Source organism: Microbacterium sp. BE35 (genome assembly GCF_031457705.1).
Lineage (GTDB): Bacteria > Actinomycetota > Actinomycetes > Actinomycetales > Microbacteriaceae > Microbacterium > Microbacterium trichothecenolyticum.
The window spans coordinates 1,138,298-1,161,306 of the sequence record NZ_JAVDXD010000001.1 but is presented as its reverse complement, the minus strand read 5'-3'; the positions used below and the strand labels follow the sequence as shown (position 1 = coordinate 1,161,306).

19 protein-coding genes are annotated in these 23,009 nt (G+C 64.1%); 8 read left to right on the top strand and 11 right to left on the bottom strand.

Annotation, left to right across the window (positions count from 1 at the left end; translation table 11 throughout):
- Positions 1-31: 31 nt before the first annotated feature.
- Positions 32-1,603 (bottom strand): GMC family oxidoreductase N-terminal domain-containing protein, encoded by a 1,572-nt coding sequence (locus J2Y46_RS05120; protein WP_310240706.1) that lies wholly within the window; start codon positions 1,601-1,603, stop codon positions 32-34.
- Positions 1,600-2,466: a CoA ester lyase gene (locus J2Y46_RS05115; RefSeq protein ID WP_310240704.1), complete on the bottom strand. Its 867-nt coding sequence runs from the start codon at positions 2,464-2,466 to the stop codon at positions 1,600-1,602. Before J2Y46_RS05115 ends, J2Y46_RS05120 begins: the two co-directional genes overlap by 4 nt.
- A 150-nt stretch (positions 2,467-2,616) precedes the next feature.
- Between J2Y46_RS05115 and J2Y46_RS05110 the strand changes: the two genes are divergently transcribed.
- Together J2Y46_RS05110 and J2Y46_RS05105 are read left to right on the top strand one after the other, a co-directional pair.
- Positions 2,617-5,460, top strand: coding sequence for an FAD-binding and (Fe-S)-binding domain-containing protein (locus tag J2Y46_RS05110; RefSeq protein WP_310240703.1), 2,844 nt, complete (start codon positions 2,617-2,619; stop codon positions 5,458-5,460).
- A gap of 52 nt (positions 5,461-5,512) precedes the next feature.
- Positions 5,513-6,043, top strand: coding sequence for a gamma carbonic anhydrase family protein (locus J2Y46_RS05105; protein WP_310240701.1), 531 nt, complete (start codon positions 5,513-5,515; stop codon positions 6,041-6,043).
- Positions 6,044-6,207: 164 nt separating this feature from the next.
- Here J2Y46_RS05105 and J2Y46_RS05100 read toward each other — a convergent pair whose 3' ends face one another.
- Positions 6,208-6,687, bottom strand: a complete 480-nt coding sequence (locus tag J2Y46_RS05100) for a hypothetical protein (RefSeq protein ID WP_310240699.1) — start codon at positions 6,685-6,687, stop codon at positions 6,208-6,210.
- Positions 6,688-7,001: 314 nt separating this feature from the next.
- On the opposite strand from J2Y46_RS05100, the gene J2Y46_RS05095 reads away from it, so the two are divergent.
- Positions 7,002-8,150: a Dyp-type peroxidase gene (locus J2Y46_RS05095; protein WP_310240697.1), complete on the top strand. Its 1,149-nt coding sequence runs from the start codon at positions 7,002-7,004 to the stop codon at positions 8,148-8,150.
- On the opposite strand, the gene J2Y46_RS05090 is transcribed toward J2Y46_RS05095, so the two are convergent.
- On the bottom strand, positions 8,139-8,609 hold the full coding sequence (locus J2Y46_RS05090; RefSeq protein WP_310240695.1) for a MarR family transcriptional regulator: 471 nt from the start codon (positions 8,607-8,609) through the stop codon (positions 8,139-8,141). The genes J2Y46_RS05095 and J2Y46_RS05090 overlap by 12 nt on opposite strands.
- Before the next feature lie 185 nt (positions 8,610-8,794).
- Between J2Y46_RS05090 and J2Y46_RS05085 the strand changes: the two genes are divergently transcribed.
- Genes J2Y46_RS05085 through J2Y46_RS05070 form a run of 4 tightly spaced genes read left to right on the top strand, consistent with a single transcriptional unit; the run spans position 8,795 to position 14,325 of the window.
- Positions 8,795-9,700: a heme o synthase gene (locus J2Y46_RS05085; protein WP_310241098.1), complete on the top strand. Its 906-nt coding sequence runs from the start codon at positions 8,795-8,797 to the stop codon at positions 9,698-9,700.
- 37 nt (positions 9,701-9,737) lie between these two features.
- Positions 9,738-9,974: a heavy-metal-associated domain-containing protein gene (locus tag J2Y46_RS05080; protein ID WP_310240694.1), complete on the top strand. Its 237-nt coding sequence runs from the start codon at positions 9,738-9,740 to the stop codon at positions 9,972-9,974.
- A complete protein-coding gene (locus tag J2Y46_RS05075) occupies positions 9,971-12,076 on the top strand; it encodes a cytochrome c oxidase assembly protein (protein WP_310240693.1) in 2,106 nt (701 codons plus the stop codon). Before J2Y46_RS05080 ends, J2Y46_RS05075 begins: the two co-directional genes overlap by 4 nt.
- Positions 12,073-14,325: a heavy metal translocating P-type ATPase gene (locus J2Y46_RS05070; RefSeq protein WP_310240692.1), complete on the top strand. Its 2,253-nt coding sequence runs from the start codon at positions 12,073-12,075 to the stop codon at positions 14,323-14,325. The genes J2Y46_RS05075 and J2Y46_RS05070 overlap by 4 nt, the downstream gene beginning before the upstream one ends.
- Before the next feature lie 159 nt (positions 14,326-14,484).
- Here J2Y46_RS05070 and J2Y46_RS05065 read toward each other — a convergent pair whose 3' ends face one another.
- A complete protein-coding gene (locus J2Y46_RS05065; protein WP_310240691.1) occupies positions 14,485-15,786 on the bottom strand; it encodes a citrate synthase in 1,302 nt (433 codons plus the stop codon).
- A 452-nt stretch (positions 15,787-16,238) separates the two neighbouring features.
- Here J2Y46_RS05065 and J2Y46_RS05060 point away from each other — a divergent pair, with 452 nt between their 5' ends.
- Positions 16,239-17,576, top strand: a complete 1,338-nt coding sequence (locus J2Y46_RS05060) for an MFS transporter (protein WP_310240690.1) — start codon at positions 16,239-16,241, stop codon at positions 17,574-17,576.
- A 125-nt stretch (positions 17,577-17,701) separates the two neighbouring features.
- Here the strand turns inward: J2Y46_RS05060 and J2Y46_RS05055 are convergent, their stop codons facing one another.
- The 6 genes from J2Y46_RS05055 to J2Y46_RS05030 are packed head-to-tail and all read right to left on the bottom strand — an operon-like array spanning position 17,702 to position 22,979.
- Positions 17,702-18,820 carry an agarase gene (locus tag J2Y46_RS05055; RefSeq protein WP_310240689.1) on the bottom strand — a complete coding sequence of 373 codons (1,119 nt, stop codon included), beginning with the start codon at positions 18,818-18,820 and terminating at the stop codon, positions 17,702-17,704.
- 26 nt (positions 18,821-18,846) lie between these two features.
- Positions 18,847-19,701 (bottom strand): sugar phosphate isomerase/epimerase family protein, encoded by an 855-nt coding sequence (locus J2Y46_RS05050; RefSeq protein ID WP_396653150.1) that lies wholly within the window; start codon positions 19,699-19,701, stop codon positions 18,847-18,849.
- Positions 19,702-19,724: 23 nt separating this feature from the next.
- On the bottom strand, positions 19,725-20,741 hold the full coding sequence (locus J2Y46_RS05045) for a helix-turn-helix domain-containing protein (RefSeq protein ID WP_310240688.1): 1,017 nt from the start codon (positions 20,739-20,741) through the stop codon (positions 19,725-19,727).
- The gene (locus J2Y46_RS05040) at positions 20,741-21,082 is read right to left on the bottom strand and encodes an EthD domain-containing protein (protein ID WP_310240685.1); all 342 of its coding nucleotides are present in this window, start codon (positions 21,080-21,082) and stop codon (positions 20,741-20,743) included. Before J2Y46_RS05040 ends, J2Y46_RS05045 begins: the two co-directional genes overlap by 1 nt.
- A complete protein-coding gene (locus tag J2Y46_RS05035) occupies positions 21,082-21,978 on the bottom strand; it encodes an alpha/beta hydrolase (RefSeq protein ID WP_310240683.1) in 897 nt (298 codons plus the stop codon). The genes J2Y46_RS05040 and J2Y46_RS05035 overlap by 1 nt, the downstream gene beginning before the upstream one ends.
- Entirely contained in the window at positions 21,975-22,979 is a 1,005-nt protein-coding gene (locus J2Y46_RS05030; RefSeq protein WP_310240681.1) for an ABC transporter permease, read from the bottom strand. Before J2Y46_RS05030 ends, J2Y46_RS05035 begins: the two co-directional genes overlap by 4 nt.
- Between the last annotated feature and the right edge of the window lie 30 nt (positions 22,980-23,009).

Sequence of the window (23,009 nt, the reverse complement as noted above, 5' to 3'; positions counted from 1 at the left end):
ACACCAAAACGAGTGGGTTCGCCAGCCCTAGTTACGCGGATCTGATGATGGAGGCTGCATGCTCCGCAACGGCGACGATCGCTGCGTGAGGGTTTCCCCGAGGGACCATCGGTAGCACCGAAGCATCCACGACACGCAGTTGGCGGACTCCCATCACACGCAGTTCCGCGTCGACGACACGGCCCATGCCCGCGGTGCCCGAGGCGTGGAAGAACGACATCGTGTGGCGCCGCGTGAAGGCATCAAGAGTTGCATCATCGTCCGAGGCCGGCACCTGGAGCGGGTCGCTGCAATAGCCCTGCAGCTGCGGCTGTCGGGCGATATCCATCGTGAGACGAATGCCGTCTCTCATGACGCGGCGGTCCTCGTCGTGCTCCCAGTAATTGCAGCGGATGCGGGGCTTCTGCGTCGGGTCTGCTCCGGCCAACCGGACCGTCCCTCGAGCTTGCGGTTGGAGGACGCAGGGAGCGAGCCAAATTCCGTGCCCGCTGACAGCGACCCCACCCTCGTCGATGTCGGGGAACGGGATGCCGTGGATCTGCACATCGGCGAGCCCGTCGCCGGGGGTCACACGGGCGAACGCTGCCGCTTCTGCCCGATTGGATGCCAGCGGCCCGCTGCGCGTGCGTTCATACTGCGCGAACGCACCCGGGTCGGTGAAATCTGGGGATCCTGCCAGCGTCGACGCCCACGTCAAGGGGACAGCGGGATGGTCGCTCAGATGTGACCCGACCTCCGTGTTGTCGATGAGTACGTCAATTCCGACCGAGCGCAAGTGATCGGCCGGCCCGATGCCGGAGAGCTGCAGAAGCTGTGGGGAGGCGTAGGCTCCCGCGCTCAACACGACATCCCGCTCGACGTACAGTGTCTGACGCTCGCCGAAGCGGACGAAGGTGACGCCCACCGCTGTGTCACCTTCGACTTCGATGCGATGTACGAGGGCATCGGTGAGTACCGTGAGGTTGGGGCGATCCGCGACAGGGTGGAGATATGCGTCTGCCGACGACCATCGTTGCCCATCTCGCTGAGTCAGCTGGAACGCTCCCGCTCCGACCTGGCTTGGCCCGTTGAAGTCGTCGTTCCGTGGCAGGCCGGCCGATACCGCGGCGTCCACAAATGCTCGCATCGCGATATTGCCAGAGCGCCCGTCGGACACGTGCAGCGGCCCAGAGTCGCCATGAAGCGATGACGCGCCCCGCTCGTTACTCTCGGCCCGCACGAATTCGGGCAGCAGCGCAGCCCAGTCCCATCCCGGAATCTTCCAGTCGTCGAAATCCTGAGCCGCCCCCCGGATGTAGATCATCCCGTTAATCGACGATGACCCACCCAAAGTCTTGCCGCGTGGCAAGAGCAACCGACGACCGTCACAGCCTTGTTCAGGCAGGCTGACATAGTCCCAGTCGATCTCGCTCGATGCGTGCGTCGTGTAGGCAGCGGGTAGACGGATGTCAGCGCGGTCATCCGGCGGACCCGCCTCAAGCAGCAGAACCGACGTGTCCGGGTCTTCACTCAGCCGGCCCGCAAGCACGCAGCCAGCACTGCCCGCCCCGATGATGATGTAGTCATACGTCTGCCTCGAGAGCAGACTCCGCACGGCGATCATTGCGGCTCTCGCGTCTCGCCAGGCGCGGCGGACAGGTGCTCGGCGCGGGATTGACGCGACAGCACGGACCGCGCGTGATTGAGCACCGGTGAGTCGACCATCCGCCCGCGGAACTCGAACACCCCGTGGTTACCCTCCGCGGCCGCGATCACTGCGCGGGCCCACTCGACTTCATCGACGGTTGGCGTGTAGGCATCACGAATGACCGCCACCTGCGACGGGTGGATGCACGCGCTCGCAACGAACCCGCTGGCAGCGGCATCTTCCGCCTCTCGGCGCTGACCATCGATGTCGGCGATGTCGAGGTACACAGTGTCAATCGCCCACTTACCGAACGCTCGCGCTGCGATGAGAACGCTGGAGCGTGCATGCTTGGCGATGTCGCGATACTGCGTGTCGGGGAACTGAGTCGACGTCCCACCGATGGCGCCGAGAAGATCCTCGACACCCGCGATCATGGCGACGGTGTTGCTCGCGGAGGCGATCTCTCCCGCGTTGAAGATGCCCAGCGGTGTCTCGCACACGGCAATCACCTCGAACGGTTCGAGCAGCTCCACGTCGGCGCGGGTTTCCGCCTTCGGCAGCATCACCCGGGTGTACGCCGTCGAGCGCAGGGCTTCGAGGTCCGCTTCGAACCAGGGCGTCGTCACCCCGTTCAACCGAACCACCGTCCGCGCAGGATCGAGCGGGTGAGCAAGCATCGCCTCGCGACCTAGAGACTTATCGGCAGCGGCGACCGCGTCCTCCATGTCGATCACTACCGTGTCGGACCGCTCAATGGCCTTGATGTACCGGTCGGGACGATCTGCCGGGACGAAGAGGAGCGCGGGCCCCGGTCGGGCGGAAGTGGGTTCGCTAGTCATTGTCCTCTCCTTGCGCCCGCGGCTCGCGATGTAGCAGCACGACCTCGCCATCGAGCATCATGTATCGTGTATACAGCATAAGAGGGTGCTGCGCGAGGGCGGACACTTCGCGACGACGCGAGCACGGGATTCAGGAAGGCTGGGAACCGCATGAACCGCTCGCTGGCTCACGTCTCGGACTCGGATACGCTGGCTGCTATCGATCCTGCGCTCGTCGCCGCGCTTGAGGAAGTGGGTGCGGAGCTCGGGCTCCGCGCTACCGATCGACTCGCCGGGGCGCACGACGCATCGCACTATCAACTGACACCACGCGCCGTCGCGACAGCACATAGCATCGCCGACGTCGCGCGTCTTTTCACCGCGAGCCGACAGCTTCGGGTGCCCATAACGTTCCGCTCGGGCGGCACGAGTTTGTCCGGTCAGGCCGGAACGGACGGGATCCTCGTCGAGACGCGGAAGAACTTCCGCCGCATCGACATCTCCGACGAGGGCACCCGCGCCCGAGTTCAGCCGGGCGCCACGGTGCGGGCCGTCAACGCGCGCCTCGCGCGCCACGGGCGCAAACTCGGGCCCGACCCGGCGAGCGAGATCGCGTGCACCATCGGCGGCGTCGTGGCCAACAATTCTTCTGGCATGTCGTGCGGTATCCACGCGAACACGTACCAGACGCTCGAGTCGGCCGTTCTGGTGCTGCCCACGGGCACTGTGATCGACACCGCGGATCCGGCAGCGGACGCAATCCTTCAGGAACGAGAGCCGCAAGTTTATGTCGGGCTCGAAAGCCTTCGCGACCGCATCCGCGGGAACGCGGAATCGGTGACGACCCTGCGCAGGCTCCACTCCATCAAGAACACGATGGGTTATGGGCTGAACTCGTTCCTCGACCACCAGCGGCCGATCGACATCCTCGAGCATCTGGTGATCGGCTCGGAAGGCACGTTGGCGTTCGTCGCTGAAGCGACGTTCAAGACGCTGCCGGTGAAGCCCCATGTCGCGACCGGACTGCTCATCTTCGCAACGTTGGCAGACGCCACGACCTCGCTTCCGGCTCTGGTAGCGGCTGGCTTCGCGACTGTAGAACTGATGGATGCAGCTTCGCTACGCGTGGCCCAGGAGGATCCCGAAGCCACAGCCGAGCTCAAGGAACTGACAGTCCAGAACCATGCCGCGCTGCTCGTGGAGTACCAGGAGGAAACTCCTGGCGCCTTGGAACAGCAACTGGCGGAGGCGCAACGCCTGTTCGCCCGTCTGCCGCTCGTCACCACCGGACACATGACCACCGACAGTGCAACGCGAGCGCAACTATGGCACATCCGGAAGGGCCTGTTCACCGCCGTGGCCGGCGCCCGCCCCTCAGGGACGACCGCGCTGTTGGAGGACATCGCGGTGCCCGTGGAACGACTCAACGAGACGTGTGAACGGCTGACCGGGCTGTTTGACCGATACGCCTATGAAGGCAGCGTCATCTTCGGTCATGCAAAGGACGGGAACATACATTTCCTCATCAACGAGCGTTTCGACGACCCTGAGCGGCTCGCCCGATACGAGGCCTTCACGGAAGACTTGGTCGATCTCGTGCTCTCCGAGGGCGGCACTTTGAAGGCCGAGCACGGCACGGGCAGGATCATGGCGCCCTACGTCCAGCGCCAGTATGGGGACGAGCTGTACGAGGTGATGTGGGAACTGAAACGGCTCCTCGATCCCGATCTGCTCTTGAACCCTGGCGTCCTGCTCACCACCGATCCGCGCGAACACACCAAGAATCTCAAGACGGCGCCAACTGTAGAGGCGGAAGTCGACCGCTGCGTGGAGTGCGGGTACTGCGAGCCGGTCTGCCCGTCTCGTGATCTCACTCTCACACCGAGGGAGCGAATCGTGCTTCGCCGCGAACTGCAGCGCGCAATCGATCGCGGGGACGACCGCCTGGTACGGACTCTACGCAAAGAGTACGCATACGACGGAGTGCAAACCTGCGCCGTGGACGGCATGTGCCAGACAGCGTGTCCTGTTCTGATCAACACTGGCGACCTGGTGCGTCGACTTCGCGCTGAGCAGCAGCCAGGGATCGTGCAGGCAGGCGGCAAGGTGGCAGCGAAGGAGTGGGGGGCAATCACGCGGGCCGGCGGCGCTGCCCTGTCCTTCGCGAAATCCATGCCGGCTGCGCTGCCGCACCTCGCGACCCAGGCCGCGCGCAGCGTCCTCGGATCCGACGTTGTGCCGTTGCACACACCCGATCTCCCCGGCGGCGGTGCACCGCGAAAGACCTTCACGCATCCCGATGCTGTCGCCGTCTACTTCTCGTCGTGCACGACCACGATGTTCGGCCCGGTCGGTGAGGACGGCGTGTCCGAATCCTTCATCCGCCTCTGCGAACGGGCCGGCGTCGCCCTCCGTACTCCGGAGGATCTCCCCTCGCTGTGTTGCGGAACACCGTGGAAGTCCAAGGGCCTCACCGATGGTTACGCCGTAATGAAGGACAAGGTCGCGTCTTCCCTGTTTCTGGCGACCGGTGGCGGCCGCCTCCCCGTTGTGTGTGATGCCTCCTCGTGCACCGAGGGTTTGCAGATCATGCTCGAGGCCGCCGCGAAGCACAACATTCGTGTCATCGACGCCGTAGCGTTCGTCGACGAGTTTGTCCTCTCCGAGCTTCCCGAGGGGCAGAAAGTCGGCTCCGTCACGATCCACCCGACGTGCTCGTCGACCCAACTCGGCATCAACCCCGCGCTTCAGCGCGTCGCGGCCGCCGCCGCCCAGACCGTCGTGATTCCTGACGACTGGGGATGCTGCGCGTTCGCCGGCGATCGTGGCATGCTCCACCCTGAGCTCACGGCGACCGCATCCGCCGCCGAAGCGTCGCAAGCTATCGCCGCGGCCTCAGAGTTCCACGCATCCCTTAACCGCACCTGCGAACTCGGAATGACTCGCGCCACTGGCCACGACTACCGCCACATTTTGCAGGTGCTGGACGACACGCTTCGCGACGCAACCGTCTGAGTCGGCAATCTCTTTCCGCCCTCGCGCACACCCCGCCTAGTTGGAGACCCTGATGAGCATTTCCCCCCATGCGTCCGTCGTCGCTCTGGCGACATCCGTGCCCCACATCTCACACTCCGCGTTCATCGCAGCCGGCGCACGCATCATCGGAGCAGCCGCCATCTCTGAGAAAGCCAGCATCTGGTACAACGCCGTGCTTCGCGCCGATGGAGGACCCATCTCCGTGGGTCCCCGCGCGAACGTCCAAGACGGCGTCGTGGTTCACACTGATGAGGGACATCCCGTGGTGATCGGCGCCGATGTGTCTATCGGTCATAACGCCGTTCTACATGGATGTGTCATCGGAGATGGGGCTCTCATCGGGATGGGTGCCACAGTTTTGAACGGATCCGTCATCGGCCCGGATTGTTTGGTGGCCGCAGGTGCCGTGGTCTTGGAAGGGACCATGATCGCGGAGGGATCGCTGGTGGCGGGCGTGCCCGCAAAGGTGCGCCGCCCGCTAACGGATGTTGAGAGACAAGGGCTTAGGACCAACGCAAGCCTCTACCTGCGGCTGGCATCCGAGCACGCCCTCACCATGTGAAAAGGATGTGCCGCGAGCCGACGAACTCCTTGCTCGCGATAAACGGAAGCCATCTCATCTCAACGGCGGGCCGCCTCTCGGCTGCTCGAGCACCTAGCGGTATCGCGTCCGCAACCGCCGCCGAGCTTCACGCTCGGACTCCGACCGTTCCAGCGATGGTGTGCTTATGTAAGCGGGTCGCCGTTGGGTTGCATGACGAGCCAGACGCCGCCATTGAGGTACGCGTTCTGTCCATGGTGCTCGCCCGGCGTTCTATCCACCGCATAGCGATAGAGAGGCCAGCCCCCGTATGTGACGACCGCCCCGCCTGACGGGTTGGGCAGAGTGTCGATGAGGTGGGCGTCGACGCCGTCGTCGGCAGAAGGGAGTTCCCCCTCGGTAGCCGTCAGTGGGGGCCAGTTCGAGGCACAGGTGAAGGTGCAACTGACCGTCTCATGCTCGTCCGGAACGAAGATGTAAAGCACGTTTCCTTCGCCGTCAACAAGGATGTCGCCGAGTTCGTCAGTCTTGAGCACGGAGAGTTTTGCCGCACGGGCCGCAGCTGCGTTCTGCGTCTGCTCGCCACTCGGGACGCAGGCGGTCAATGCGAAGACCAAGAGGACAGCGAGGGCGGCCGCAATGGACTTGACCGTACGATTTCGCATACTTACAGTCTAACTGCAGGAGCACTTACAGTTCTTCTGCAAGTCATCTCGCCTGCAATACAGGTGATTGGAGGGGTCTTCATGGCTGGCCACGAAGGGGGCAGTGAAATCGACGCACGTTCCATGGCGAACGCGCCGGACTTCGTTGCGCCGGTCGCGATCACCAAACGCTGCCGCGTCGCGAGTCAGGGCGACATCAGGCGCGAAGCTCGCAATTCGCGGAGCACGGGGACAAGCTGATGAGCCAACCTCGACAGAGCCGCCGCGGGTTCATCCTCAGTGGAGTTGCGACAGTGGGCGCCGCAGCGGCAGGGGTGGCCGTCGGCAACCAGCTCTCACACATCGACGCCCTTCCGGCGGCGATGACCTCGCCGTCTTCTCCGCCAGACCAGCCGGATGCGGTGGAGTTCTATGGGCCACACCAAGGAGGTATCGCGGACGCCACTCCGACACATGCGTCGTTCTTGGCATTCGACCTCGTCGTTGGAGCCGGCCGCACGCACATGGCCGCGGTGTTGAAACGGTGGACGGAGCTTGGCGCCGCGCTCGCCGTGGGCGACACCTCCCTAGACCCCTCACTCGTAAGCGCGGGCTCGCAGTCGGCCTTGTTCACTCTCACAGTTGGCGTTGGTGGATCGGCGCTCGACCGCATGGGAATCCCTCGACCAGCCGCACTGGTTGACCTTCCGCTCTTTCCCGGGGATCAGTTGGACGACACTGCCAGCCACGGCGACTTCTTTGTGCAGTTGTGCGCCAACGATGCCGTGTACCTGGGCGGCGCGATTCGAGCTGTCCGGGCGGCGGCTTCGGGGGTCCTGGCCCCTAGATGGCAGATGAACGGATTTCGCGGTGCGCATTCAGCAACTTCCTCCGCGAACGGCCGAAACCTGATGGGCCAGATCGACGGCACCAACAACATTGCCGTCAGCCGTCGGTCGACGGGCGCACCGGTCTGGGTTGATGCGGATACTCCCGCGTGGATGACCGGCGGATCGTACGTGGCAATCCGCCGCTTCCGGATGCTCCTGGACAGCTGGGAACAAACGACTTCCGAGATCCGTGACCGTGCCGTTGGTCGACACTTGGCGACGGGTGCACCGCTGGGCGGGACCGCGGAGTTTGAACCAGTCGACTTGGCCGCCACAACCAGCGGGGGCGCGCCTCTGATACCCGCAGACGCACACATCCGCCTGGCCGCACCTCGCCGCGGAGCTGGCGAGGAACTGCTTCGCCGGTCCTATTCGTACTCGCACGGGCAGTCGACTCCCGGCGGGGAAGATGCCGGCCTGATCTTCGTGTCCTACCAGCACGACCCGAGGTCCAGCTTCATCCCTGTCCAGCAGCGCCTAGCAGAGTCCGATGCGCTCAACCAGTTCACCGTGGCCACATCCAGCGCGCTATTCGCAGTTCTTCCCGGAGCGACCAAGAAGGGCGATTGGCTCGGCCAGGCCCTACTCAGCTGATCCGGCTGCCCCTCGACTGCGCCACATGTACTCCCCCACCGATGACAGAGCCCGGCCTAGCTCCTGGTGGTACTCATCTGCGGAGAAAGCATCTCGGTCAAAGCTTGCGATGATTCCGTTGGCTTGGCTAAGCGCGTCCCGTCCACGCGGAGTCAACTCGATCACTGCGGCCCGCCCTTGGTCAACAGAACCGACGGTCGCGACGTATCCCTCCGCGACCAACCCATCCATGATCGGATGAAGGCTTTGCACCTTGATGCCGGCGCGACGCGCCAGCGCACTATAAGAAATGCCGGGCTCCCTGCTGAGATGCCCCAGCAGTCCCAGTCGCCGCATCGACAAGCCCAGCGTCTTGAGAGCGGCCTCGACCTGCGCCTCGAGCCGGCGCCCTTGCAAGATCATGACCATCGTCGGGCTGCTCGCCGGATACCGCTGGCTTGCATCGTCGGCATTGCTCACTGTGTGACGTCCTCCACCTCACCGAATCGACTTAGTATAGGGACGCTTACAGGTAGACTGTAGGTGGAGGCGCGTCCTCGCAGTTCCTGTCCTGATCTGCCTCTGGCATAGCTACTGCGTCGCTCTGGGAAGGGACAAAGTCAGTGACCACCAATTGCGCCGCGGTTCGCTCGGACCGCCACGCCGTGTCGGCCGCATCGCCATCAAACCTGCGAGCGAGAGTCCGTGCGTTCGTAGTCCTCACCAAGCCCCGGGTGATGGAGCTCTTGCTCGTCGTGACCGCACCGATGATGTTCCTCGCCGGACAGAGTCTTCCGGATCCCTGGCTGTTCCTGGGCACGCTCATCGGAGGCGCGATGAGCGCCGCTGCTGCGTCGTCGTTCAACATGTATCTCGATCGCGACATCGACGCTCAGATGCAGCGAACCGCGAGCCGTCCTCTCGTGACGGGCGAGATCACGCCGCGAGCCGCTCTTGTCTTCTCGTGGACGTTAGCGGTGATGTCCACGGTGTGGCTCTGGCTGCTCATCAACGCGGCAACCGCAGCTCTCTCGGCGTTCGCGATCTTCTTCTACGTCGTGGTGTACACAATGATCCTCAAACGTCGCACGACGCAGAACATCGTCTGGGGTGGAATCGCCGGCTGCTTCCCCGTGCTCATCGGCTGGGCCGCAGTGACCGGCTCGGTCGCCTGGCCCTCCGTCGCGCTGTTCCTCGTCGTCTTCTTCTGGACCCCCGCGCATTACTGGCCGCTGTCTATGCGGTATAGCGAGGACTACCGCCGCGTCGGCGTACCGATGCTCGGCGCAGTCCGCGGCGGTCGGCAGGTTGCCGGTCAGGTCGTGGTTTACACATTCGCCACAGTGGCCTGCTCACTGGTGTTGATTCCCATCGGGCGCATGGGGCTGATCTATACCGCGGTGGCCATCCTGGCTGGTGGCTACTTCGCGGCAGAGGCGGTCTTCCTGCTGGTCGCGTCAAAGGATCCACGTAGACAACCCCGTCCAATGCGGGTGTTTCATGCGTCGAATGTCTATCTCACCGTGCTCTTCGTCGCGGTCGCAATCGACTCGCTAGTGCACGTGTGGTGAACCCACCGACGACCGGTACGCAAAGGAAGGCCTCATAATGACCGCCGACAACAAGTTTGAGATCAGCGTCAAGGGAATGAGCTGCGAGCATTGCGAACACGCAATCACTAGCGAGCTCTCACTGGTGGATGGAGTTGACGCGGTTCGCGTCGACATTCCTCGAGGCCTGGTGTGGTTCTTCACAGAGGGTGGATCGCCGTCCGAGGAAACGATCGCCGCGGCAATCGACGATGCAGGCTTCACGCTCCTCTCGGGGCCATCACGGGCGGCATGACGAACGATCGGCTCGCCGCGCGGCGCGTTCACCTGGCAGAGGACCGTCCAGTCACCAGCCGAAGTCGCGCATTGATCGCAGTCGTCCTCGCTCTCGGGGCAGTGCTGGGTTTCGGCGTTCCGCTACTCACGGTGGTCATCGCCGGTTCGGAGCCGTATCAACGTATCCATGTTGGTTTCCCTGGCCTTGGAGTCGCCCTCAGCGCCGCAGCGGTTACAGTCGTGGCAGATCTGGCTGCGATCGTGACGGTCGGGTCCCTCGCCTGTCTGCTATTTCTGCAGGAACGGCGCAAGCAGACCGCGTCGTACGCCGAAGGGAGACTGGAATGGAGCCTTCTACGGGCAGGAGCCAGTGTGTGGTCTCTCGCTGCCGCCGTCATGATCCTCGTGGAATTGTTCGACGCAAACGGCGTTTCGCCTGCCGACCTCACCCGCGGCTTGACGATCGAATCATCGTTGAACGGCGGCTTATACGCATTCAGATACCTGTACGAGGCTAGCCAGCACCCACAGTCCTGGACAGTTGCGTTCGTTGCCGCTTCGACGGTGGCGATCGTCAGTCTGTTCGCGGAGTCGTGGACCAGTCTGTTGTTCGCCCTCTGGGCGAGCATCATCGGGGTGCTTGCACCGATCGTCGTCGGACAGATCCTCGTCGGCCCACAGCACGACTTCGGTAGCGATGCCGGTGCCGTGCAGACCGTCGCGATGGCTGTTGCGCTCGGACTAATCGCCGTCAGCGCCATCCGTCTGGCCACTGGTCGGGTGTTGCGGGCGGGCACTATCAAGCGCTTCTTCCTGATCCTGACCGTCGCGGTCAGTCTGGCAACAGCAGCGGACGTGGTGCTCGCTTTGTTCAAACTGCAGGGGCCCGTGGCGCTGGTCTCGGCGACCGCGTGGCAGATTGCTGCGCGCAGCCTCGGGCTCGTGGGCCTGGGCACACTGCTTCTGGTTGCCGTGGTGAGTTGGCGTCGGCGGAACCTCACCGATCGCCGTATCGCGCGACTTGTCGCCGCTGCCGTGTTCATGACGCTGTGGTGGGTGGCGTGGTCGGTGTCGATGACCCGAATCCCTCCGCCGCAGTACTTCGTTCCAACGAGCATTTCGCAGAACTTTCTCGGCTTCGACGTCGTGGACTCCCCGAGTGTGCAGGTGCTTCTTACTCACTGGCGACCCAACCTGCTGTTCGTGGGCTTCGGCGTGGCCGGGGTTGGTGTCTATCTACTCGCCGTCCGGATACTGCGCCGACGCGGCGACCGCTGGCCAGCCGGTCGAACCGCCGCCTGGATCCTCGGATGGACGGTTGCGGTCGCTGCCACCAGTTCCGGTTTTGGGAAGTACTCGGGTCCCGACTTCGGGGTGCACATGATTGTCCACATGGCGCTCAATATGCTCGCCCCACTCCTGCTGGTGCTGGGCGGAGTGGTCACGTTGCTGCTTCGCGCTACGTCCGCCAGCGGGCCTGGCCCCGCCGGCGTGCACGAGTGGATCACCAGCGTTCTGCACTGGCCGCTACTGCGTTTTCTATATCATCCCCTACTGGTCTTTGCCTTGTTCGTGGGCTCGTATTACGCCCTCTACCTCACTGGGCTGTTCGAGCAGATGGTCCGCTATCACTGGGCACACCAGTTAATGAACATCCACTTTCTGCTTGTCGGTTACCTGTACTACAGCCTCGCGGTCGGGATAGACCGTCCGCCCCGCCCGTTGCCGCATGTCGGCAAGCTGGGATTCGTGCTGGCCGCGATGCCGTTCCACGCCTTCTTCGGCGTCATTCTGATGACCAGTACAGTCATCGTCGCCGAGAACTTCTACCTGTACTTACGGTCGCCCTGGGCTGATCTGCCTGCCGCGCAGTACATGGCGGGCGGGGTTGCGTGGGCCGGCGGGGAGATCCCGCTGATGATCGTCGTGGTCGTGCTGGGCGTCCAGTGGGCTCGGCAAGACGAGCGACAAAGCAAACGAACCGACCGCCACCTCGACACGGGGCTGGACGACGAGTTTGAGGAGTACAACCGCATGCTCGCTAGTCTTTCCGCTCGACGATCCCCACTCGACCGGCACGTGCCGGCATCGCTGACGACGACGGGCGAGGCGGGCAAGTGAGCACACTCGACACACTGGCCCTCGAGTACACCGAGCTCGACATATCAGGGATGACCTGCGCGGCGTGCGCACACCGCGTTGAGAGGGCGTTGAACAAACTCGAGGGCGTGCACGCCAGTGTCAACTACGCCACTGAACGCGCGCTGGTCAGCGCCGCGACGGTGGACGACGAGACGCTGATCGCGCAGGTCCAAGGCGCGGGCTATGGCGCGCACGTACACACTCCCGACGACGACGAATGGTCTCGACGAGCCGCCGAGATGAGAGTGACGTCGCTGCGACGCCGCCTCATCATCGCCGCGCTCCTCACGATTCCGCTCATGGACGTCACTATTGTTTTCGCTCTCGTGCCCGGATGGCGGTTCGCTGGCTGGGAAGCGTTGTGTCTGCTTCTAGCTCTACCGGTCGTGACATGGGCGGCCTGGCCCTTCCACCGCGCAACGTTGCGCAATCTTCGCCATCGAACCGTGAGCATGGACACCCTCGTGTCGTTAGGGATCGCGGTTGCGTTCGCGTGGGCTGTCATCACGCTTTGGCTCGGGCTAGACGGGCCAACCTACTGGATTGGTTTCGGGAAAGCTCCTGACGGAGCAGATGCGATGTATCTGGACGTCGCAGCGGGAATGACGACCCTACAACTTGCGGGCCGCTACTTCGAGTCCCGCTCTCGTCGGAAGGCGGGGGACGTGCTCGGGGCGCTCAGCCACCTCGCTGTGAAAGAAGCCCGGGTGCTGCGCGATGGAGTCGAGACAATTGAACCGATCACCGCGCTGCGCGTGGGCGACACTTTTGTGGTGCGTCCGGGGGAAACCGTTCCAGCTGACGGTCAGGTAGTTGCGGGATCTGCCTCGGTAGACGTGAGCATGATGACTGGGGAACCCATCCCCGCGGAGGTCGTGCCCGGTGAGGGTGTGCTAGGCGGGACCATCAGCATCGACGGCCGGCTCCAAGTGCGCGCCACGTCTGTCGGAGCCTCCACGCAACTTGCCCAGATGGCCGCATTGGCAGAGCAAGCTCAGTCCCGAAAAGCCAACAGCCAGGCGCTCGTCGATCGGATCACGGTCTACTTCGTTCCAGGAGTCATCGGTCTGGCGCTGGCGACTTTCATGTTGTGGACGCTGTTCGGGGCCCCCGTACAGCAGGCGATCGGCATCGGGATCTCGGTGCTCATCATTGCGTGCCCGTGCGCTCTGGGACTCGCCACGCCCACGGCACTGATGGTCGGTGTCGGTCGCGGTGCGAGTCTGGGGATTCTCATGAAGGGGCAGCAGGCGCTGGAAGCCAGCGGCCGTGTCACCCATGTCGTGCTTGACAAGACCGGCACGGTGACCACGGGACAGATGATCGTGCAAGACATCGTGTCGGTGTCCGGCCAAGAACCCGGTGACATCCTGGCGATGGCCGCCGCGGTCGAGCAGGGTTCGGAACATGCCATTGGTCGCGCGATCCTGTGTCACGCGCGAGCCCTGAACATCCGCGTGCCGCCGTTGACGGCCTTCAGTGCCGTACCCGGTCGTGGAGCGACCGCGACCGTCGAGGGGTACCGGGTGCTGGTCGGGAACGCCCGGTTGCTTGAGGACCACGGCATCTCCACAGCCATGGCGGCCCAGGTCGTCGACCAGGCCGCGTCCAGAGGCTACGCGGCTGTCTACGTAGCGGCCGACGACCTCCTGATCGGGATGATCGTCGTTTCCGACAGCATCAAATCAGACGCCAAGCAGGCGATCGCCGCCCTTCACTCGCAGAACCTCGAAACCATCCTCCTCACTGGGGATACCTCGGCAGCCGCACATCGCACGGCCTCGGCGCTGGGCATCGGCCGTTTTGTCGCGGAAGTGACACCGCCGCAGAAGGCGGAGTACATCCAAGGCCTTCGTGAGCAAGGAAAGTCCGTCGCGATGGTGGGAGACGGCATTAACGATGCGGTCGCCCTGTCTAGTGCAGACTTGGGGCTCGCGATCGCTACGGGTACCGACATCGCGATGCGGTCCGCAGACGTGATCCTGGTACGTGAGGACCTCTTGGCGGTGCCCGACGCCATCGGCCTTGCCAGAAAGACCCTGCGGACCATTAGAGGCAACTTGATATGGGCGTTTGGCTATAACCTGGCTGCGATTCCTTTGGCTGCCGCGGGACTACTCAATCCACTGATCGCCGCGGCCGCTATGTCGTTGTCGTCCGTCCTGGTCGTTCACAACAGTCTCCGTCTCCGCAACTTCAGATCTCTACTTTCGCGAACGCCCCGCTGATCACCGCGGCGCATCGCCCGAGCAGCTCGACGCGGCAACACTTCAGGTGCCGGCACTGATAGGAGCCGGCGCATGAGGACACGGCAGACTGCATCGCACTGCCGCCCGAGGGGACCGGACACCAGTGCGTGAGCAAACTGCCGGGCCCTTCCGGCCGTCTCAGGAAAGGCGTCCAGGGTGCTTGCGCTCGGCGGCGCCGATGTACAGCTGCTGCGGGCGGCCGATCTTGGTCTGCGGGTCGCTCGCGGCCTCACGCCACTGCGCGAGCCAGCCGGGCAGACGCCCGATGGCGAACAGCACCGTGAACATGCGTGTCGGGAAACCCATCGCCTTGTAGATCACGCCGGTGTAGAAGTCGACGTTCGGGTACAGGCGGCGGTCCTGGAAGTACGCGTCGTTCAGCGCGATCTCCTCGAGCTCCTTCGCGAGGTCCAGCAGCGGGTCACTCACACCGAGGGCCGACAGCACCTCGTCGGCCGACTCCTTCACCAGCTTCGCGCGCGGGTCGTAGTTCTTGTAGACGCGGTGCCCGAAGCCCATCAGCTTCACGCCGTCTTCCTTGTTCTTGACCCGCTCGACGAAGCGCTGCACGCTCTCGCCGGAGTCGCGGATGCGCGCCAGCATGTCGAGGACGGCCTCGTTCGCCCCACCGTGCAGCGGTCCGTAGAGCGCATTGATGCCGGCGGAGATCGACGAGAACTGGTTCGCACCGGTCGAGCCGACGAGGCGCACGGTCGAGGTCGACGCGTTCTGCTCGTGGTCCTCGTGGAGGATGAGCAGGCGCTCGAGGGCACGCGACATCACGGGGTTCACCTCGTACACCTCCGACAGCACGCCGAAGTTGAGCTTGAGGAAGTTGTCGACGAACCCGAGCGAGTTGTCGGGGTACAGGAAGGCCTGGCCGATGCTCTTCTTGTGCGCGTACGCCGCGATCACGGGCAGCTTCGCGAGCATGCGGATCGTGTTCAGCTCGACGTGCTCGGGGTTGTTGGGGTCGGACTGGTGCTCGTAGTAGGTCGAGAGCGCGGACACGGCCGAGGACAGCACCGACATCGGGTGCGCGGTGTGCGGCAGCGCAGAGAAGAACCGCTTGAGGTCCTCGTGCAGCAGCGTGTGCCGACGGATCTTCTCGTCGAACTCACCCAGCTGGTCGGCGGTGGGGAGCTCGCCGTAGATGAGCAGCCACGCGACCTCGAGGTACGTGCTGTTCTTCGCGAGCTGCTCGATCGGGTAGCCCCGGTAGCGCAGCACGCCCTCGTCGCCGTCGATGTACGTGATCGCGGACTTCGTCGCCGCAGTGTTCACGAAGCCGTAGTCGAGAGCCGTGTAGCCGGTCTGGCGGGTGAGGGTGGAAAGATCCACGCTCGGTGTGCCGTCAGTACCCCGCAGGAGCGGGAACTCGGCGGTGCTGCCACCGATCGTGAGGGTGGCCTTCTCGTGCTGGGTGCCCGCGTCGCTCACGGCGCCTCCTCGCGATTTCTGGTCGTACCGGGGGTGTCGTCCAGTCCTGTGCGGCGCCATGGAGAGGGCTGCAACAGAACAACAGGAACGAGACGGAAATGGGACCTATCGCACCTGTGCGACCGAGCCGACCATTAGCATGAACTCCCCTCAGCCTATATTTCTAATGCTGTATACGCAATTCGTAGCCGAAAACCCTTGCTCTCGCGGCCAAGCTCACACCCCGAGACGACCTCGACCGGCGGCTCGTCGACCACATGCAGGTAGACTGTAAGTCGCAGTATCTCTTCGCCAACTGAAGCCTCCCACCAGACGCACTCGGCAGGCTTCGGGGTTCGTGCCGACCGGCCCCGCTCTGCCTCACGATGAGGAGTCGATGAGAGACGCAACAGGATGTGGCGGATAACCCCGGGAGCTGGCGAGAAGCCAGCTCCCTCCCCGGCGGAGGCAGAATGTTCAATTCACGACCCACACCCACACCGGCCAGCTCATCGCGCAAGCCGTCGGGGCACGCGAGCGGTATAGGAGCGGGAGGCCCAACAACGCCGCCGGGGATGCTGAGGCGGTCAACGACCGCGCCCGCCGAGGTCGCCCGCATTCAGCGACGTACCGTAAGGATCCTCGCGAGCGCCCAGGTGCTGGGAGGGGTGGCGTTTGGAGCAACATTATCGCTGGGGGTGTTGCTGACCGCCGCCGTCGCTGGCGACGACGCGCTCGGCGGCCTCGCTACTGCGGCCCTGGGGATCGGTACGGCCGTCCTCGCTATCCCGTTGGCGGGGATGGCACGCCGGTATGGTCGGCGCTGGAGTCTAACAACGGGAATGTTGGCCGCACTAGCAGGCGTAGCGCTCGTGGTGGCCGCGACCGCCATTCATTCGCTTCCTCTTCTGCTCCTCGCCTTTGCTCTCGTCGGAGGAGGCCAGGCGACCAATCTCCAGTCGCGGTTCGCGGCAACCGACCTCGCGACCCCGCTCGACCGTGGACGCTCGCTCTCACTCGTTGTGTGGGCGACCACCATCGGAGTTGTCCTAGGGCCGAATCTGATCGCGCCCGGTGAAGCGCTCGGCAGACTCGTCGGCATGCCGCCGCTGACCGGCCCGTACCTCTTTACGATTGTCGCGCAGCTCCTCGGCGTCGCTGTTTATGTGGTTGGGCTCCGTCCCGACCCGCTACTGCTCGCACAGCGCCTCACTGCGCAATCCTCCGCCTCGGCACGTGCTGAGATCGCGCGGACTGATCGGCCAGTCGTCGCGCGCTACGCGATCTTCACGTTGGCCGCCGCGCACGCGGTCATGGTCGCGCTGATGGCAATGACACCCGTCCACCTTCAGCACCACGGCGCAACGCTCCCCATCATCGGGCTCACCATGAGCCTTCACGTCGCCGGAATGTATGCTGCGTCACCGGTGTTCGGCATACTCGCGGATCGCTGGGGTCGTCGAGCGACCATCACGCTCGGACAGGGCCTGTTGGCCGTCTCGCTCGTCACAGCGTGGTTGGGTGCAGACGACATGGTGGCCATCACCGTGGCACTCATCTTGTTGGGGCTGGGGTGGAGCGCATCCACCGTTGCCGCATCCGCGCTCCTCACGGAAGCCTCGGCGGAGGGTCTGCGCACCCGCCGCCAGGGTGTGAGCGACGCCGCAATGAGTATGGTCGGTGCCGTCGGGGCCATCGTGGCTGGCTTTGTGCTTGCATGGATCGGCTACAGCGGACTTGCCTGTAGCGCGCTTGCGCTCGTCGCGCTTCCGGTCGTACTGATCCCGCTCGCGCGGACACCCCGCCCCTAGGTGCGCCCAGCCCAGAGACGTCGCCTGAATTGGCCCCTGAGGAACCGGATCGGAGCGCGAAGTTCTGCTGTCGACCGCATGGTCCGCACAGCGGCCGAGCGGTCTTCCAACCGTCACCCAATCGGTTACCGTTCGCGGGCGACTCGACGCGCTCGGGCGTTTGCCTCGGCGACTCGATCGGTCATGTCGGTGTAGAACTCGTCCTGCGGGCTCTTGATACCGAATCCGCGGCCGAGATTCTCGAGGAACCCGCACCAGTGCCATCCAATAATCCACGGCTCGGCAAGCGCACGGGCCAAGCCTTTCGCGTAGTCGTCCCCGCGCTCCGATTGGGTCCGCATGTCGCTCGTGCGGTGCGGGTTTAGCACGGTGGGCATCCAATTGCCGATATCTGCGATAAGTACCGGCTTCCCGGTGGCATCGTGAAGAGCGCGCAGGACACGGATCATCTCGTCGTGCTCGGCGTCCGTCTTCCCCGTGAAGTATTGCACCGACAGCACATCGACGAACGGCACCATCGCGCGCAGCACTGGCCCGGGAACGCCCTTATTGCCGTTATAGCGGTCGCCGAGAATCAGGTGGTTTGGATCGTAGCGGCGCACAGCACGGGTGATCACTTCGTAGTATCGCGTGGCAACTTCGAAAAGCTTGGCGTCGTACCGCTGCGCGTTGAGGTTCTCAAAACCCGGCCAGAAGCGCCCCGACGCGTGCGGGATCCATGAGGGGATGTCAGCCAGAAAGTACCCGATGAGGTTGCGGCTTTCCACGTGGTCGGAGGCCATTCGGCGGGCGATCCAGTCAGCGTACTTCTCGAACTCGGGGCTGAACACGTCACGATAAGCGGGGTGCCCGTTCCAGTCCTCTATCTCTTGAGCGCGAATCTGCACCACGTAGGGCATCCCGGCGCTGGCCAACAATTCGTCGGGCCACGGTGTGGAGTTACCGAGGTCGAACGGTGCGCCGAACCAGTCAACATCTCCTTCGCCCCAACTGCCGCTGACGTACTGCACTGTCCACCCGATCGTGTTGAAGTTCAGGTGTGCGAGATCGCGCACGACACCCTGCGTCCATGCGCGGCGCGAGCCGTACCTGCGGTCGAAGATCTCGACGTTGTGCGGGTAGCGGAGATCGCTGTCGTCGGCGTGGTTCACCGCCAGTGATACGAACGGATCACCAACGGGATCACGGAAGACCCACGCCCCCCGGTCGGTGCGATCGACGGTGAAGTATCGGTAGTCTGGCATGATGGGCGATTGCTCCTGGGTCCTATTCACTTTCGCCCCGTGGAGCGAGCGGACGTCACGCCGCGCGACTCCAGCTGCGGCCAGTATGTTTCGTCGATGACACGAGCGACTTCCGCTGGCGTGAGTCCCACCATTTCCCGCGAGAAGTATTCCGGCCCGGCCACGCTGAGGGCGTCCATCTGAGCCAGTGCGTCGAGCAACTCGCCGAACGGAAATTGGCCTTGGCCGAGTGGCGTCCGGTCTTCGAGCAGGTCCTGCCACTCGGAACGCCCGCGTCGACGAGCCAACGCGGCGTCGCACGCCTGCACTGAATGGATCTTCTCAGCGGGAATCGAACGCAACAGCGACAGGCTTGAGTGCGAGCGGTAGAAATGCCAGAAGTCGATGAGCAGCCCACCGTTGGTCTGGTCAGCATCCTTCACGACCTGCCAGGCGCTTTCCAGATCGGGCAGGCCCCAGATTGGGATGAACTCCAGGTCAACACGGAGCCCGCGGGCGCGCTCACACAGCCGTGTGAACGCCTCGGTCACCTCGTCGAGGGGCACTGCGCCGGACGAGAAGCTGCAGATTGCGGTGATCGACTCACAGCCGAGCGTCTCGGCAATGTCGAGGAAACCATCAACCGGCGTGCCAAGCGCCGAGACCATGTCGTCCGTGGCGTCGGGCGGGCGCCAGGCCGGCGCCCATGTCGCGAGCGGATCGAGGTGCGTGAGCCGCACGCCCTCATCGTCTGCCATCAGCCTCATTTCTGCGGTGGTCAACCCGCGGTCTAGATGCTCGGCGTACGTCGCCGGTGTGATCGACATCACATCGCACCCGGATAGCCGTGCCGCCACCAGCTGGTCCGCGAAAGATAAATGTCGGCACGTGCCCTCCCACATCACGCTCTGCCGGCCGACCCCGTTCATGCCGCGCCTGCGTATCGCGTGACGAGGCGCTCTTCAGACTGGAGATCCAGATCCTGGCGCGGTTCCCGGGCGCGTTTGCGATAGGCAGCCGGGCTTAGGCCCATTTCCCGCGAGAAGTGATGCCGCAGTGTCGACGATGTGCCGAACCCGCACAGGTGCGCAATTAGTTCCATCGTGAAGTCGGTGGTCTCAAGCAGCCGCTTCGCCTCGCCGATCCGCTGGATCGTGAGCCAGCGCAGGGGTGTCATCCCCACTTCGGCCACGAACCGACGCGCAAACGTGCTTGGCGCCCACCCCGAGTGCTCGGCCATCTGTCCGATCGTCAACTTCTCCGACAACTGACTCACCGACCAGTCCAGAGTGTGAGAGAGACCGGTGAGCCCCGACCTCACACGTGAGCGCTCGAGCATCGGCGCTTGATCGCCCGCGCGGTGCGGCCCGACCACCATCCGCTCGCCGATACGGGTGGCCGTCTCGGCATCGACGTCGAGGCACACGAGGTGGATGCATAGGTCCAGGCCCGCACCGACACCCGCGCACGTCGAGACGCCCCGGTCTTCGATGTAGAGGACGTGGCGATCCACCGTCGCTGCCGGGAAGCGCTTGGCAAGCCGGTCAAGCTCGAGCCAGTGCGTAGTCACACGGCGTCCGTCCACGAGCCCCGCAGCCCCTACGGCGAAGGCGCCTGTGCACAGCGCCACGATCCTCGCGCCGCGATCGTGCGCGTCGCGCAACGCGGAAAGTACCTCTGGCGGTGGGTCACTGAGTGGAAGGTACCCAGGCACGACCACAGTATCGGCGGTTTCCAGTGCCTGCAGCCCGTTGTCGACGTGGATGTCAAATCCGACATTCGCCCTTACCCGCCCCGGCTCAGGGGTGCAGACTGCGAAGTCGTACGCTAGACGCAAGTCGGGATGCCCGAACACCTCACCCGCGATTGCGAGGTCGTAGGTGATCACGCCGGGGAGAGCGAGCGCGATCACCGAATGCCGCCGTTGGATGCGATCCCACATCACGGCACCACTACCATTTCCTCGGTGACCATCGCGGTCGTGCCCTCGCCGTCGAGGAAGCGGGTTTCGTCCTCGCGCACGCGCGTGCGAAAGTTCTCAGACGCGAGGAACGCGTCCATGGCCGCTACATCGTCGAACCACAATTCGGCGATTCCGTCGAACTCGGGAGCATCAAACACCCCAGCATCCGCTACCGGGAAAGAGATGGAGTAGCGTCGGATCAACTGTTGCGCTTCAGGAAGTGTCATCAGCAACCGGGAATGGGTATTCAGGTGATACTGCCGATATTCCTCGACCGAAAGTGTCGGGTTCCGCTTGACCAGCACCGTGAGCTTTATCATCAGATTCTCCGCGTTGAGGTGTCAGCGGGCGTCGTCCTTGTCGGCAAGAGCCGCGAGGTTTCCTTCCAGAGTTGGCTGTCATGCTCGCCGAACCCCTCGATCACGTTCAGATGGGTCGCGCCCTCAATGACGACGCTGCGACCCTCGTTGCCGGCGCTCTCCCATACTTGGAGGAACGCCTGCGTCTGACGGTGCAGCTCGGCTGGCTCGTGCTCTGCGGTGGCCAGCAACAGCGGCGGAGCGCCCTCGCGCACGGTGAAGATGGGCGACTGTCGATGCAGAGTCTCCGAAGTCAGCAGAAGACGCGGTGCCAGCCAGCTGTAGGCGAATGGCCGCAGGTCGAACAGCCCGCTGACGGCAATCCCAGCCTTGATGGTGGAGTTGGGCAGACCGTACTCGACCTCCCAATCGGTGCTCAACAACATGGCAACCTGGTGACCGCCTGCCGAATGCCCAGCCACGTAGATTTGATCCGGGTCCCCTCCGAACGTGTGTGCATTCGCGTAGATCCAGGCGACCGCCGCGCGGCTCTGTCGCGTGATCTCGTCGATCGTCACCTTCGGCGCGATCGAATAGTCGGGAATAACCGCGGCCATTCCGTTCTCACGCGGGGCGAGTGTGGTCAGGGCGAAGTCGCGGGTGGCGACATCGAGATACCAGTACCCGCCATGAATGAAGACGAAGATCGGCGCTGGCCCTGTAAGGGCAGGATAGATGTCGAGGTACTCATCGACGGTGGGGCCGAACTGCGCGGTGCGCACTCCTGACTCGTTGAACACGCGGTGGCTGCGTGCGAACTGCGCCGAGATGATTTCGTCGCGGTCGGGGTAGATCTCCTCGAAGTTGTACTGCTCATCGATCTCGGCCTGGGTTCGGAATTGACGATAGAGGTTCACATCTTCTCCTGTCTTCTGCGGTTGGCGAGGGGATCCGCTGCGCGGATGCTGCGGCGACGCGCGTCAGCCGAGACGAGGGCGCTTGCGCTCAGGTTGAACTTCTTGCGGCCTTTTGCGATCTCCACCGCGATGATGATGAGCAGGAGCGCGCCGATCACGAGCTGCTGAACCGCCGAAGGCACTCCCTCACTCGACATCCCCGCGGTGAGGGTTGCGAGAATCAGTGCACCGAGCATGATGTTCGCCATGCTGCCGCGGCCTCCGTCAACGGCGAGTCCGCCGATGAGCACCGCCGTGATCGCTGAGAGCAGGATTGACGTGAACGCGAATGGCGCTGCACTGCCTGATGCGATCGACGACAGCGAGCCGGCAAGCCCCGCGGTGCCGGCCGAGATCGCGAAGGCGCTCGCGATCGGCCGGATCTGGCGCACACCGGCGGCTTTGGACTCGTGCCGTCCGCCGCCGACTGCGTAGATCTCGCGGCCATAGCGGGTGAACGCAAGGTAGCCACCAACGAGTGCCATGATGGCCAGGGTGATGATGGTGAAAGGCGAAACGATGCCCATGCGGGAGATAACCCCATTGGACAGGTTCAGCTGATCCAGCGGAACGAGTACGGCCTCCTCGCCCGCGAGGACGTAAGCAACGCCGCGCAGCGCGAACATCGTTCCGATCGTGAAGACGAGTGAGTTGATGTTGAGCTTCGCGACGAGCGCGCCTTGCAGCGCACCAAATGCCGTACAGACGATAACGGTGATGAGCACCGCAGGTATGGTGCCGAGCGGCAGCAGCGACACCGCCGCGACGCCCCCGACAGCCGCCATCGAGCCGACCGAAAGGTCGAGCTCTCCGGCGATGATCGTGACGCCCACGCCCGCGGTGACCAGGCCCAACAAGGCGAAGCCTTGAAATACCCCGAACACGCCGTCGATGCTGAGGAAGCTTGGGTTGAGCGCCGCGAAGGCGACGCACACTACGGCGAGCATGCCCACCTGCACCACGAGTGGAGGTGGTGTGTGCCAGGACGACGC